This window comes from Streptomyces sp. NPDC058685 (assembly GCF_042714725.1).
Lineage (GTDB): Bacteria > Actinomycetota > Actinomycetes > Streptomycetales > Streptomycetaceae > Streptomyces.
Map to the genome: position 1 here is coordinate 177,353 of NZ_JBHXSL010000004.1, position 14,047 is coordinate 191,399.

The window sequence follows — 14,047 nt, forward strand, 5'->3', positions numbered from 1 at the left end:
TTCTGCCCCTTGGGGTCGGCGGCTGCGGGGTACGGGCCGCGCCGATCTCGGGGCCGGTCGCCGCTCCTTCTCGGGCGTGCGCCCCCGGCGCCGGCGGGCTCCGGCCGTGACCCGCGCCTCGGCATCCGGCGGGGCGGGCCGTGCTGGTACCGTCCCCGCTGGTCAGGTCAATTCCGTGACTGCATCGGAAGGTTGGCACCGCATGCCCGACCCTGTCGCCCGTGACGCCGCAGAGGAAGCGTCGGCGTTCTCGCATCCCGCCGTCGATCCCGACGCCTCCGTCCCGTACGGCGACCATCCCGATCAGGTCGTCGACTTCTACGCGCCGCGCGGCGGGCAGGCCTCGGTGCCGCTCGTCGTCGTGCTGCACGGGGGCGCCTGGCGGGGAGCGTACGACCGCCGCCATGTCACGCCCTTCGCCGACTTCCTGGCCCGCCGCGGCCTCGCCGTCGCCAATGTCGAGTACCGGCGCGGGCGGGAGATTCCGGCGCAGGGCGGGACCAGCCCGGTGGCGGGCCGCTGGCCGGAGACCTTCGACGATGTGGCGGCCGTCCTGGACGCGCTGCCGGATCTCGCGCGCAAGGCGCTGCCGGAGGCGGACGTCCGGCGCACGGTGCTGACCGGGCACTCCGCCGGTGGACATCTGGCGCTCTGGGCCGCGGCCCGGCATGTGCTGCCCGTGGGGTCGCCGTGGCGGCTGCCCGCCCCTCCCGCGCTGCGCGGTGTGGTCGCCCTCGCGCCGATCGCGGACTTCGCGCGGGCGGTGGAGCTCGATGTGTGCGGCGGTGCGGTGCACCAACTCCTGGGCGGGGAGGGTGAGTTCGAGGAGCGCCGGCCGCACGCCGATCCGGCGCTGCTGCTGCCCACGGGCATCGCCACCGCGATCGTGCAGGGTCGCACCGACACCACCGTGCCGTATCCCGTCGTCGATTCGTATGTGGACGCCGCGGCGAAGGCCGGAGAGACCGTGGGGCTGACCCTGCTGGAGGAGGTCGGGCACTTCCCGCTCATCGACCCGGCGGCCGATGCCTGCGCCGTCGTCGCGGAGGAGATCGCCCAGCTCGCCTGGTGACCGGCCCCCGCGCGGAAGCACCGACGGCGCAAGCACCGAAAGCGCAAGCACCGAAAGCGCAAGCACCGAAAGCGCAAGCAGCGAGAACGCCGATTGGCCGCGGACGCCGACGGCTTGCGGACGGAACCTGACCGCAAGCCCTCCTACGTTCTTCCCATGACGCATCTCGTGACCGGAGCAACCGGAACCGTTGGCCGCCAAGCCGTCGCGGAGCTCCTCCGCCGCGGCCTCCCCGTCCGCGCCCTGACCCGCGATCCCGCCACCGCGGACTTCCCCGCCGGGGTCGAGGTCGTCCGCGGCGATCTCACCGAACCCGAGTCCCTCACCGCCGCCCTGGAGGGCGTGACCGGTCTGCATCTGATCACCTTCGGCGGCCCGTACTTCACCCCGCTGGAGAGCGGTCCGCGCATCCTGGAGCTGGCCCGCGAGGCCGGCGTGCGCCGGATCACCGTGCTGCACGGCGGCGGCCCGACCCCGCTGGAGGACGCGGTGCGCGGCTCCGGCGAGTCCTTCGCGTGGACCGTCGTCATGCCGGTCGAGTTCATGGCGAACGCGCTGGAGTGGGCGGACGGCATCCGCAGCGACGACCGGGTGCGCGAGCCGTTCACCGGCCGGCTCAGCGCGATGGTGCACGAGGCCGACATCGGCGCGGTCGTCGCGGTCGCGCTGAGCGAGGACGGTCACGCCGGGCAGGAGTACGTCGTCACCGGCCCCGAGGCGCTGACGCTGAAGGACAAGACGGAAGCGCTGGCGGCGGCCCGCGGCCGGGAGATCCGGCTGGAGGAGCTGACCGAGGAGGAGGCCGTCGCGCAGTGGCGTGAGGGCGGTATGCCCCAGGACGTGATCGACTTCCTGCTGGAGGTGTACGGCAACACACCGCTCGCCGGCAGGACCGTCGCCGGCACGGTCGAGAAGGTCACCGGCCGGCCCGCCCGTACCTTCGCGCAGTGGGCCGAGGAGCACGCGGACGCCTTCCGCGCGTAGCGGACGTACGCCCTGCGAAGCCTCATGTCGTACTCAGGACGGACGCGGCAGGATCCATATCGCTGGTGACGACCGCGTCCGCCCGTCCCCGTACCTTGGCTGCTGTGACCGATTCGCAGAACCCGCAGCGCACACCGCGCACCGCCGCCGATTCCGACAGCCGCAGTCCCGAGTTCCGCCTCGCCATGGACGCGTTCACGGGGCTGCGCACCGATCTCCTCGACGACGTGTTCGCCTACCGGCCGCTGCCGCCCCGGGCCGGCGGCGGCCTTGTCGGACGCCTGCTGCCGCGGCGGATACGGGACCGTGCGGGCTGGTTCCCGCACGCCGTGATCGTCGGTGCGGCCCTGTTCGTGCTGATGGTCGGATACCTGGTGGCCGACAGCAACGGCAGCCAGGCGTACTTCGTGATCAGCGGGTTCGTGCCGGCCGTCGCGGTACTGCTGACCCTGGTGCGCCCGGTCGCCGCGTTCTGGCTCTCACTGCTGTCGACCCCCGTGGTCACCGTGGTGGGCTCCTACGGCGACGGCTGGCCGTGGGGACCGAGCTCGTTCATCGCGCACCTCGTGGTGATGACGGTGGTCGCGGCCCGGACCCGGCCGCGCACCGCGGGCTGGATGTGGGCGGTGACGGCCGGCTACGCGCTGTTCGCCGAGATCTTCGTGGGCACGAGTGCGGGTACGGACACGCCGCAGATGCTCTTCTTCTCCGCCCTCGCCCTGCTGGTCGTGACCGTGCTGCACGTCCGCCGCGAGGCACGCGAGGAGGTCGCGGTCCAGCAGAGCGTCACCGCCGTGGAGCGGGACAAGCGCACGCTGCTGGAGGAGCGCACCACCATCGCCCGGGAGCTGCACGACGTCGTCGCCCACCACATGTCGGTCGTGGCGATCCAGGCGGAGGCCGCGCCGTACCGGGTGGAGAACCCGCCGCCCGAGCTGGAGAAGGCGTTCGCGACCATCCGGGAGAACGCGGTGGCGGCGCTGACCGAGCTGCGCCGGATCCTCGGCGTCGTCCGGGCCGAGGACTACGAGGCGCCCGACGCCCCGCAGCCCGTCCTCGCCGATCTGGACAACCTGCTCGGCAACGTCCGCGAGGCGGGCCTGGAGACGGACAAGACGATCACGGGCGCGGTGCGGCCGCTGCCGCAGGGCGTCGAGCTGTCGGCGTACCGGATCATCCAGGAGGCGCTCAGCAACGCGCTGCGCCACGCGCCGGGCGCCTCGGCGAAGGTGGAGGTCTCCTACGTCCTCGGCGGGATCGGCCTGCGGATCGTGAACACCGCGCCGCAGGGCCTGGTCAAGCCCTCGCCGGGCGCCGGCCACGGGATCACGGGCATGCGCGAGCGTGTGACCATGCTGAGCGGCGAGATGACCGCCGAGCCCACCGAGGACGGCGGCTACGAGGTCACCGCGTTCATCCCCGTCGCGAGCCCCGTGCCCGCACAGGCCACCGAGGAGCAGTCATGACCATCCGGGTCCTTGTCGTCGACGACCAGGTCATGGTCCGTGAAGGCTTCTCCGTCCTGCTGAACGCGATGCCGGACATCGAGGTGATCGGCGAGGCGGTGAACGGCCGCGAGGCGGTCTCCAAGGTCGCCGAGCTGGCGCCGGACGTGGTCCTGATGGACATCCGTATGCCGGAGCTGAACGGCATCGAGGCCACCCGTGAGATCGTCGCCTCGCACGCGGAGTCGAAGGTGCTGGTGCTGACCACCTTCGATCTGGACGAGTACGTCTACCAGGCGCTGCGGGCCGGGGCGTCGGGCTTTCTGCTCAAGGACGCGTCCGCGCGTCAACTGGCCGACGGGGTACGGGTCGTGGCGGCCGGCGAGGCCCTGCTCGCGCCGACCGTGACGCGCCGGCTGATCACGGAGTTCTCCAAGATCAGCCAGACCCCGAAGCCGCCGGCCCTCTCCCAGGTCGGTGAGCTCACCGAGCGCGAGACCGAGGTGCTGGTGCTCATCGCGCAGGGGCTGTCGAACGCGGAGATCGCCTCCCATCTGGTGGTCGCCGAGTCCACGATCAAGACGCATGTGAGCCGCGTCCTGGTGAAGCTCGGGCTGCGGGACCGCACCCAGGCGGCGGTGTTCGCGTACGAGGCGAGGCTGGTCACACCCTCGTAGCCGGGCCGGGAGGCTGGTCACCGCCTCGTTCCCGGGCGGCCGGGAGGCTGGTCACAGCCCTCCTGGCCGGGCTAGCGTCCGGGGATGGACGCTGCCGTGGAAGCTGGTTTCGCCCCCGGGTCGCCGGACTTCGTCGCCGACCCGTACCCCGTCTTCGACCGGCTGCGGGACGCCGGGCGGGTGCACTGGTTCGAGCCGACCCGGCAGTGGCTGGTGCCGCATCACGCGGATGTGTCGGCGCTGCTGCGGGACCGGCGGCTGGGGCGTACGTATCTGCACCGCTTCACGCACGAGGAGTTCGGGCGGACGCCGCCCCCGGCGTCCCACGAGCCGTTCACCACCCTCAACGACAACGGCCTACTGGACCTGGAGGCGCCGGACCACACACGGATCCGGCGGCTGGTGACCAAGGCGTTCACCCCGCGGACCGTGGCCGCTCTGGAGCCGACGGTCCGGCGGCTGGCGGCGGGGCTGGTCGCGGATCTGAAGAAGGCGGGCGGCGGCGATCTGCTGGCCGAGGTCGCCGAGCCGCTGCCGGTGGCGGTGATCGCGGAGATGCTGGGCATCCCGGAGTCGGACCGGGGGCAGCTGCGGCCCTGGTCGGCGGACATCTGCGGGATGTACGAGCTGAACCCCTCGCAGGAGACGGCGGTGCGGGCGGTACGGGCGTCGCGCGAGTTCTCCGCGTATCTGCGGGAGCTGATCGCGCAGCGGCGGAAGGCGCCGGGGGAGGACCTGATCTCGGCGCTGATCGCCGCGCACGACGAGGGCGACCGGCTGAACGAGCAGGAGATGGTCTCCACCTGCGTGCTGCTGCTGAACGCCGGGCACGAGGCGACGGTCAACACCACGGCGGGCGGCTGGTGGACGCTGCTGCGCCACCCCGAGCAGCTGGCCGCCCTGCGCGCCGACCACGGACTGTTGTCCACAGCTGTGGAGGAGCTGATGCGGTACGACACCCCGCTCCAGCTCTTCGAGCGCTGGGTGCTCGACGACATCGAGATCGACGGCACGGTGATCCCGCGGGGCGCGGAGCTGGCCCTGCTCTTCGGCTCGGCCAACCGCGACCCGGCCCGCTTCACGGACCCCGGCACCCTCGATCTCGCCCGCGAGGACAACCCGCACGTCAGCTTCGGGGCGGGCATCCACTACTGCCTGGGCGCGCCGCTGGCCCGCATCGAGCTGATGGCGTCGTTCGGGGAACTGCTGCGGGAGGCGCCGTCCATGCGGCTGGCGGCGGAGCCGCAGTGGCAGGGCGGCTTCGTGATCAGAGGGCTGCGGGAGCTGCGGGTCGAGCTCTGACGCCGAGCCGCCGTCGCGGTCGTGGCGCCGGCCCGGCCCGCGCCCGGCCGGCTCGACGCCATGCCCGGCCCGCGCCCGCGCCCGCGTCACCCGCGTCACCCGCGTCACCCCCGTCACGTCAGGATGTCGCGCCGCCGCAGTCCCGCCAGACCCGCCGCCGTGAACACCACCGCGAGCGCCAGCAGCACCCCCACCGGTCCCCAGGCCATGTCGTTGCCCGGCAGCTTCGGCAGATGCTCGAACGGAGACACCTTCAGGGCGGCGTCCGGCAGATTCAGGGCCGCGCCCACCCAGCCGAGCGCCAGCGACAGGCCCGCGTAGGCCCAGGCCAGCCCCGCCGCCCGCGGGACGATCCCGTAGACGGCCATCGCCACCGCGCCCAGCAGCCACACCGCGGCGACCTGTACCAGGCTCGCGCCCAGCACCGGACCGAATCTCCCGCCGTGGCCGAGTGCGAGACCCAGGCCGCCGAGCAGCATGATCAGCGCGGCGCCACCGAAAGCGACGAGGAGGTGGCCGACCGCCCATCGCACCCGGCCGACCGCCGCCGCGAGGACCGGTTCCGCCCGCTGCGAGGTCTCCTCGCCGTGCAGCCGCAGCACCGACTGCACGATGTACAGCGCGGCGACCATGCCGAGCATCCCCACCATCGCGGCGAGGAAGGCGTCCGTGATGCCGGACTGCCCGCCCATCCGCTCCAGCATCTGTCGGGTCCGCTCGTTGTCGCCGACCAGATCGGCGGCGCCCTCCGCCATCCCGCCGAACATCAGCCCGGCGAGCAGGAACCCGGTGCCCCAGCCCGCGAGGCTGCCGCGCTGGAGGCGCCAGGCCAGGCCGGACGCGGTCGCGAGGCGGCCCTCGGCGGGTCCGGGACGGGCCGCCATGAAGCTCATGCCGACATCGCGCCGCCCGGCGAGCCCGTACGCGACGGCGCCCTGGAGCACGACGGCCGCGGCGAACAGGAGCAGCACCCACCAGCGTTCGGCCGCGAACGGCCGCAGGTTCTCCGCCCAGCCGATGGGCGAGAGCCAGGTCAGCACGTGCGAGCCGTCGTCGCTCGCCGCGTCGCCCGCGGCCCGCAGCGCGAAGGCCAGCCCGAGTACCGCGGCCGTCAGGCCCTTGGCGAGGCGCGCGGTCTCGGTGAACTGCGCGATCATCGCGGCCATGGTGGCGAAGACCATGCCCACGCCGCCGATGCCGAGGCCGAGCGCGAGCGCCCCGGCCGCGCCTTCGGCGGCCAGCCCCGCCGCCACCAGCAGGGCGAGCGCGGTGTTGGCGACGAGGGCCACGAGCAGTGCCGAGGTGAGCGGCGCGCGGCGGCCCACCATGGCGGCGGACAGCATCTCCTGGCGGCCGGTCTCCTCCTCCTCACGGGTGTGCCTGACCACGACGAGCAGGCTCATGACCGCGGCGAAGGCGGCCATGAAGACGGTGTACCGCCAGGCCACGATCCCGCCGAGGGAGTCGTCGAACACCGGTCCGTACAGGGAGCGCAGGGAGCTGTTGGCGGCCATCGAGTCGACCACGCCGGCCCGCTGGGCGGGGGTCTCGTAGACCTTGCCGAGCGTGTTGCCCGCGCTCGCGGTCGTCCCGCCGATCGCCAGGACCCACAGCGGCACCATCACGCGGTCGCGGCGCAGACCGAGACGCAGCAGTGTGCCCGTCCCCGCGAGGGGCCGCGATCCGCCCCCGCGCGCCGGCGCGAATCCGGCGTCGGCCACGGCGGTCATCGCGACATCGCCTCCTCCGGCGTGTAGTGGCGGAGGAAGAGCTCTTCCAGGGTGGGCGGTGTGCTGGTCAGCGACCGCACACCGGACCCGCTCAGCGAGCGCAGCACGGCGTCGAGCCGGTCGGTGTCCACCTGGAGCTTCACGCGCGTCCCCTGGATGTCCAGGTCGTGCACGCCGGGGAGCTGGGCGAGTCCGTTCGGCGGCCCGGCGAGTTCGGCGGTGACGCTTGTCCGGGTGAGGTGGCGCAGTTCGGCGAGCGATCCGGTCTCCACGGTGCGGCCCTTGCGGATGATGCTGACCCGGTCGCAGAGGCTCTCGACCTCGCTGAGGATGTGCGAGGAGAGCAGGACGGTACGGCCGCGGCGGCGCTCCTCCTCGACACAGCTCTGGAAGACCTCCTCCATCAGCGGGTCGAGTCCGGAGGTGGGCTCGTCGAGGATCAGCAGGTCCACGTCGGAGGCGAAGGCGGCGACCAGGGCGACCTTCTGGCGGTTCCCCTTGGAGTACGTGCGCCCCTTCTTGGTGGGGTCGAGTTCGAACCGTTCGAGCAGGTCGGCCCGGCGTGCCCGGTCGAGGCCCCCGCGCAGCCGGCCGTAGAGGTCGATGACCTCGCCGCCCGAGAGGTTGCGCCACAGGGTGACGTCTCCGGGCACATAGGCGATACGGCGGTGCAGCTCGACCGCGTCGTGCCAGGGGTCCCTGCCGAGGAGCTGGGCGGCGCCGGAGTCGGCGCGCAGCAGTCCCAGCAGGACCCGGATGGTGGTGGACTTGCCCGCGCCGTTGGGCCCGAGGAAGCCGTGGACCTCACCGGTCTCGACCGCGAGGTCGAGGCCGTCCAGCGCGTGTGTCCGCCCGAACGACTTGTGGAGTCCGGAGACGGTGATGGCCTTCGTCATGCTTCGGAACGTACGCTGTTTTCACAAATTTGTGAAGTTAAGGAAGCGTATAAACTCGGGTGGGCAGGCCGGACGAGGGGAGACGATGGGGTCATGAGCGGCGACGACAGCGCGAACGGGCGGGCCGGTGACGAGGCGGTCTCGCGCTTCGTGGAGCGGTTCGCGGCCGAACTGACCGAGGCCGGTATGCAGCGGATGGCCGCGCGGGTCTTCGCCGCGCTGCTGTCCTCGGAGAAGGGCAGCATGACCTCCGCCGAGCTGGGTGAGCAGCTGCGGATCAGCCCGGCGGCCGTCTCGGGGGCCGTGCGCTACCTCAGCCAGGTCGACATGGTCAGCCGGGAGCGGGACCCGGGCTCACGCCGTGACCGCTACGTCCTGCACAACGAGCTCTGGTACGAGACCTTCACCCGGCGCGACCAGCTGCTGACCCGGTGGGAGAAGGCGCTGCGCGACGGCGCGGCGACGCTGGGCCCGGACACCGCGGCGGGGGCGCGGGTCACGCAGACCGCCGAGTTCTTCGGCTTCCTCCAGCATGAGCTGGAGGGGATGATGGACCGCTGGCGCGTCTACCGCGAGGAGCACGGCATCCCGGCGCCCTGACAGTCGCTCGCGGCAACCTCGCGCAGCGCCCGGCCACGGAGACTTCAGTGGCGCCGCCGTCAGGAACCCTCACCCGCGAACGCGCCGCCCGCGCCGAAGGCCAGCGCCGCGAACCGTTCGCCCATGCGGCGGTGGGTGGCGGCGTCCGGGTGGAGGTCGTCCGGCAGCGGCAGTTCGGCGGAGTCGTCCTCGCCGTAGAGCTCGCGCCCGTCGAGATGGTGCAGATTCGGGTCGTCGACCGCTCGCTGCTTCACGATGCGGGCCAGCTCCTCCCGGATGACGCCCAGCGTCAGCTTTCCCGCGGCCCGTTCGTCGGGGTCGCCCGCGGCCCGGAACCGTAGCTGCCCTTCGCCTACGCCGCTGAAGTCCGGAATGCTCGGGCCGGGGGTGTCCTCGTGGATCGGGCACAGGACCGGCGAGACGACCAGCAGCGGAGTGGTGGGGTGGCCCTCGCGGATCGTGTCGAGGAAGCCGTGCACCGCGGGACCGAAGGCGCGCAGCCGCATCAGGTCGGTGTTGACGAGATTGATGCCGATCTTGACGCTGATCAGGTCGGCGGGGGTGTCCCGCAGCGCGCGGGCCGTGAACGGGTCGAGCAGGGCGCTGCCGCTGAAGCCCAGGTTCGTCAGCTCCACACCGCCGAGGGAACTCGCGAACGCGGGCCAGGTGGTGGTGGGGCTCGCGGCGTTCGAGCCGTGGCTGATCGAACTGCCGTGGTGCAGCCATGTCCTGCGGCCCGTGTCCGGCACGGCCTCGACGGGCGCGTCGGTGCGCAGGGCGACCAGTTCGGTGATCTCGTTGTGCGGCAGCCAGATCTCGACGACCTTGTCGCGGCCCGGGAGTCCGGAGAACCGCACGGTGCCGACCGGGCCGGGCAGCGTCTCCGCGGACCCGGTGGTCATGTCGATCATCAGGACGTTGCCGCCGGGCACACTGGCCTGCCGGGTCAGCGCGCCGTCGACGAGCAGGTCGTACACACCGTCGGGCCGGGGCGGAGCGCCTTTGTACGCGTTCTTGGTGCGCAGCGTGTCGAGCTCGACGACGCCGGCCCGGGTGCGGAACACCAGCCGTACGCCCGAGGGCTGGGCCTCCGCCATGGCCAGCTGGCCGTCGGTGTTCTGTGCGCGGGCCCGGGCGGGCAGCCGGTGCGGCAGCCACCCCTGCTCCGTGCGCTCCAGCTCCAGCGCGCCGCGCAGGAGGTCGGCCGTGACGGGAGTGGTGGTCCAGTCCGTCGCCGGGTCCGCCGTGGGGGTGTGGGGGGTGTCGTCGCGCCGGTCGTTCATGGACTGCATTCTGCTGGCCGGATACGTGGTGTGCCCAATGATTATCGGCCCCTCGGCCCCTCGGCCCGGCGTCGGCGCCGACGGGCGGCCGTGCTCGGACGGCGCGGCCTCAGCCCCCCGACGCCGTCGCCGCCGACGGCAGCGTCAGTCCCCACGCCCCCGGCCGCAACGTCCAGGTCCGCGTCCGCACCGGGCCCGTGATCAGCGTGTCCGCCCGGTACCGGAAGTCCGGGCCCGAGACCGTCACCGTCAGCGCCTTCGCGACCAGCGGGTCCCCGGAGGCCGATGCGCGGACCGTGACCTCCGCCCGCCCGCCGCCCGTGCGGACCGTCACCGCCTCCACCAGGCGGTCCAGGTCCGACAGCAGGACGCCGTCCGCCTCCACCCGCAGCCGGTGGGTGCGGACCACCGCCGGGGGCACGGGTCTGACCAGGGTGCGCACCAGGGAGCGGCAGGCGTTCCACACCGAGGCGCCGTTCGCTCCCGATCCGGGCGCGGCGACGGCCGGGATGGACAGATCCCCGAGCACCACGCCGTCGCTCTCGTCCACCAGCAGATCCAGCCGTCGTACGACCCCGTCCAGCACCGCCCGGGCCGCCGCCACCGCCGTGCGGGGCACGCCCAGCGAATGCGCGAGATCCACCGCCGGGCCGACCGGCACCATCGACAGGGCGCCGTCGCCGAGCCACCGGTCCCGGTGCAGCAGCGACACCGCACGCAGCAGCGCACGGTCGTCGCCGATCACCACGGGGCGCCGCGAGCCCCTGCGGGCCAGCGCCCGCGCGAATTCCTCGGGTCCCTCCGGAAGGCAGATTTTCGCCTCAGAGCCACCGCACAGCACATCTTTCGCGATCCGCACGGACTCGCCGTCACTTCGGCGGGCGACCGGGTCGATGACCACCAGCAGCTGGTCGTGAGCCGACACCTCGGTCCTTCCTCGGGTAGCATCTTTGTGCAAGAGCCCCTTGCGCTATTGCGCCAGGGGCTTCGTCTATTCCGGGGCAACAGGTCCGCAGACTCAGGCACGGCACACGCCCCCTGACCTTGGACATGCCCCGCCCGGAAGGGGTGTACGCCTGTGCCCGCACTTGTGCTGCTCGGTGCTCAGTGGGGTGACGAGGGCAAGGGAAAGGCCACCGACCTGCTCGGTGGATCCGTGGACTATGTGGTGCGTTACCAGGGCGGCAACAATGCCGGCCACACGGTCGTGGTCGGCGACCAGAAGTATGCGCTGCATCTCCTCCCTTCCGGAATCCTCTCGCCGGGGTGTACCCCGGTCATCGGCAACGGGGTCGTCGTCGACCCGGCTGTCCTGCTCTCCGAGCTGAGCGGGCTGAACGACCGTGGCGTCGACACGTCCAAGCTGCTGATCAGCGGCAACGCTCATTTGATCACCCCGTACAACGTCACCCTCGACAAGGTGACGGAACGGTTCCTCGGTAAGCGGAAGATCGGCACCACCGGCCGGGGAATCGGCCCGACGTACGCCGACAAGATCAACCGCGTCGGCATCCGCGTCCAGGACCTGTACGACGAGTCGATCCTCCAGCAGAAGGTCGAGGCCGCGCTGGAGTCCAAGAACCAGCTGCTGGCCAAGGTCTACAACCGCCGGGCGATCGAGGCGGAGAAGATCGTCGAGGAGATGCTCCAGTACGCGGAGAAGCTCCGGCCGTACGTCGCCGACACGACGCTGCTGCTGAACAACGCGATCGACGAGGGCAAGGTCGTCCTCTTCGAGGGTGGCCAGGGCACGCTGCTGGACGTGGACCACGGCACGTATCCCTTCGTCACCTCCTCGAACCCCACGGCCGGCGGCGCGTGCACGGGCGCGGGTGTCGGACCGACGAAGATCAGCCGGGTGATCGGCATCCTCAAGGCGTACACGACGCGGGTGGGCGCGGGCCCCTTCCCGACGGAGCTGTTCGACGAGGACGGCGAGGCGCTGCGCCGCATCGGCGGCGAGCGCGGTGTGACCACCGGCCGTGACCGCCGCTGCGGCTGGTTCGACGCGGTGATCGCGCGCTACGCGACGCGCGTGAACGGTCTGACGGACTTCTTCCTGACGAAGCTGGACGTGCTGACGGGCTGGGAGCAGATCCCGGTCTGCGTGGCGTACGAGATCGACGGCAAGCGCGTCGAGGAGCTGCCGTACTCGCAGACGGACTTCCACCACGCGAAGCCCATCTACGAGTACCTGCCGGGCTGGTCGGAGGACATCACGAAGGCCAAGACCTTCGCGGACCTCCCCAAGAACGCGCAGGACTACGTGAAGGCGCTGGAGTCGATGTCGGGCGCGCCGATCTCGGCGATCGGCGTGGGCCCGGGCCGCACGGAGACGATCGAGATCAACTCGTTCCTGTCGTAGCACCGGCTGTGCACGACGACGCCCCCGGGACCGCGGTCCCGGGGGCGTCGTCGTCCTCCTTCCCGCCACCGGCCCCCGGCTCAGTCCTCGCCGCAGATCCGCAGCCCCTTCGGTGTCCCGCACGGCAGATGCCCGTGGGTGCGGATCACGTCCTGTCCGCTGCCGCGCGTCAGATAGCCGAGGAAGCTGGAGGCGAGCGAGTCCGCCGGCGGCTGTCCGTAGGTGTAGGCGTACTCGATCTCCAGATACGGGTACACGTACGCGCTCCTGCCGATCTCGTCGACGTTCGGCGCCTGCCCGCCGATGCTGAGGCGGTGCGCCCCCTTCAGCCCGCTGCCGGAGCGCAGTTCGCTGTACCCGATCGCGCCCGGCAGCCTGGCCACCGTGGCGAGCACCTGCTCGGTGCTGTCGAGCTCGCAGCGCACGACCGGTGCCTGCGGGTCGTCCCGGTGGGCGCAGTCGCGTGAGGAGTTCGCCGGCTCGTTGCGGTGCAGCACCCGGCGCTGGAAGACCTCGCGCGTACCGGAGTTGGCGTCCCGGCTGACCAGCAGGACAGCCAGATCGGGGCCGCCGAGCTGCTTCCAGTTGGTGATCTCGCCCGCGTAGATGCGCCGGACGTCCGTGAGGGAGAGGTCGCGTACGGGGACCCTGTCGTTGACGACGAGCGTGAAGAGGGAGACCGCGACGCGGACCTCCCGCAGCTGCGGATACCCGCCCGGCTTGGGCCCGTCGGAGAGCGCCACGAGCGCCGGTGCCTTGTCCTGATTCGCCCCTTCGTCGGCCAGCGCCCGTATCCCGGCGGTGCTGCCGTGCGCGTCCACCACGACGGTGGCGCCCTCGCAGTCCTTCTCGTACTTCGCCGCCAACTCCCGTACGACGGGGGCGAAGGCCGTCGACCCGGTCAGTGTCAGGCTGCCGCGCTGGCACCCCATGGGCGGCGGGGCGTCCTCCCGTACGACGATGATCGAGGCCAGCACGATGACGCACGCAGTGAGCAGGACCGTGATGGTGCGGGCGGCCCGGCTGAAGACCGGCGGTTTGTCGTCGGGTGTCGTGCTGCGGTTGGGCCGCACCTCGCCGTCGCGGATGCCGCCCGTGACACCGATCGGACTGCCGACGTGGCCGCCGGTCAGCAGCACCAGCAGTTTGTAGTGCTCGCCCCGGTTCAGCGGCACGCGCGGCAGGTGGATCGTGCCGTCCGTGTGCCACAGGCCCGCCGCGGGGGTGAAGTGCTCCATCAGATGGTCGGCGTCCGCGGGCTGGGTGACGGCGATCGCCCGGACCGTCCGGTCCGCGAACTCCGCCGTCAGGCCGTGCACTCCACGGCCCGTGTAGTCGTCGCCTGCGATCGACTGCGCGCCGTCGTTCTCGATGCGCAGCAGGACGAGCGTGGCGTCGGACATGTCGGGGGTCTCGTTGAACAGCCCGAGCCGTACGTTCCCCCGGCCGCCGCCCGGCGCGTTGCTGCCGATCGGGGTGTCCAGCTGGACGCGGTATCCGATGCGCTTGCGCCGCGGCACCCGCCGCTCGTACCAGAGCACCGCGCCGGAGGCCAGCACACCGAGGAGCGCGGTGAGCACGGCGACGACGTTCTCGGGGCTCAGCCATTCCACGGCGGTCACGTTATGGCGAATCGCCCTGGGCGCACGGGAGTTGGGGCGTTCGGTCGCTCAAGATTCGCCGTTCGTTCAGT

At 72.1% G+C, this 14,047-nt stretch carries 12 protein-coding genes; 7 read left to right on the top strand and 5 right to left on the bottom strand.

Translation table 11 applies throughout. The features are described from left to right. Positions 1-202: 202 nt before the first annotated feature. The 5 genes from ACFWU3_RS05375 to ACFWU3_RS05395 all read left to right on the top strand — a co-directional run bounded on the left by ACFWU3_RS05375 (position 203) and on the right by ACFWU3_RS05395 (position 5,480). Complete coding sequence (locus ACFWU3_RS05375) at positions 203-1,072, top strand: alpha/beta hydrolase family protein (RefSeq protein ID WP_384431463.1); 870 nt, start codon at positions 203-205, stop codon at positions 1,070-1,072. 156 nt (positions 1,073-1,228) lie between these two features. Then, positions 1,229-2,056 (top strand): NAD(P)H-binding protein, encoded by an 828-nt coding sequence (locus ACFWU3_RS05380; protein ID WP_384431466.1) that lies wholly within the window; start codon positions 1,229-1,231, stop codon positions 2,054-2,056. 95 nt (positions 2,057-2,151) lie between these two features. Next, positions 2,152-3,522, top strand: coding sequence for a histidine kinase (locus ACFWU3_RS05385; RefSeq protein WP_384431711.1), 1,371 nt, complete (start codon positions 2,152-2,154; stop codon positions 3,520-3,522). After that, the gene (locus ACFWU3_RS05390; protein WP_313945080.1) at positions 3,519-4,178 is read left to right on the top strand and encodes a response regulator transcription factor; all 660 of its coding nucleotides are present in this window, start codon (positions 3,519-3,521) and stop codon (positions 4,176-4,178) included. Before ACFWU3_RS05385 ends, ACFWU3_RS05390 begins: the two co-directional genes overlap by 4 nt. Before the next feature lie 84 nt (positions 4,179-4,262). Next, positions 4,263-5,480 (top strand): cytochrome P450, encoded by a 1,218-nt coding sequence (locus ACFWU3_RS05395; RefSeq protein ID WP_384431470.1) that lies wholly within the window; start codon positions 4,263-4,265, stop codon positions 5,478-5,480. A 113-nt stretch (positions 5,481-5,593) separates the two neighbouring features. Here ACFWU3_RS05395 and ACFWU3_RS05400 read toward each other — a convergent pair whose 3' ends face one another. After that, positions 5,594-7,210 carry an ABC transporter permease gene (locus tag ACFWU3_RS05400; protein WP_384431473.1) on the bottom strand — a complete coding sequence of 539 codons (1,617 nt, stop codon included), beginning with the start codon at positions 7,208-7,210 and terminating at the stop codon, positions 5,594-5,596. After that, complete coding sequence (locus ACFWU3_RS05405; protein WP_384431476.1) at positions 7,207-8,106, bottom strand: ATP-binding cassette domain-containing protein; 900 nt, start codon at positions 8,104-8,106, stop codon at positions 7,207-7,209. Before ACFWU3_RS05405 ends, ACFWU3_RS05400 begins: the two co-directional genes overlap by 4 nt. A gap of 93 nt (positions 8,107-8,199) precedes the next feature. Between ACFWU3_RS05405 and ACFWU3_RS05410 the strand changes: the two genes are divergently transcribed. Further along, positions 8,200-8,706 carry a MarR family transcriptional regulator gene (locus tag ACFWU3_RS05410; RefSeq protein ID WP_313945077.1) on the top strand — a complete coding sequence of 169 codons (507 nt, stop codon included), beginning with the start codon at positions 8,200-8,202 and terminating at the stop codon, positions 8,704-8,706. A 59-nt stretch (positions 8,707-8,765) separates the two neighbouring features. On the opposite strand, the gene ACFWU3_RS05415 is transcribed toward ACFWU3_RS05410, so the two are convergent. Then, positions 8,766-9,989 carry a GDSL-type esterase/lipase family protein gene (locus ACFWU3_RS05415; protein ID WP_384431479.1) on the bottom strand — a complete coding sequence of 408 codons (1,224 nt, stop codon included), beginning with the start codon at positions 9,987-9,989 and terminating at the stop codon, positions 8,766-8,768. Positions 9,990-10,098: 109 nt separating this feature from the next. Next, positions 10,099-10,914, bottom strand: a complete 816-nt coding sequence (locus tag ACFWU3_RS05420) for a diacylglycerol kinase (RefSeq protein ID WP_384431482.1) — start codon at positions 10,912-10,914, stop codon at positions 10,099-10,101. Positions 10,915-11,067: 153 nt separating this feature from the next. Here ACFWU3_RS05420 and ACFWU3_RS05425 point away from each other — a divergent pair, with 153 nt between their 5' ends. After that, entirely contained in the window at positions 11,068-12,354 is a 1,287-nt protein-coding gene (locus ACFWU3_RS05425; protein ID WP_313945074.1) for an adenylosuccinate synthase, read from the top strand. Positions 12,355-12,434: 80 nt separating this feature from the next. Here the strand turns inward: ACFWU3_RS05425 and ACFWU3_RS05430 are convergent, their stop codons facing one another. Further along, complete coding sequence (locus ACFWU3_RS05430) at positions 12,435-13,967, bottom strand: substrate-binding domain-containing protein (RefSeq protein WP_384431485.1); 1,533 nt, start codon at positions 13,965-13,967, stop codon at positions 12,435-12,437. Positions 13,968-14,047 lie beyond the last annotated feature (80 nt).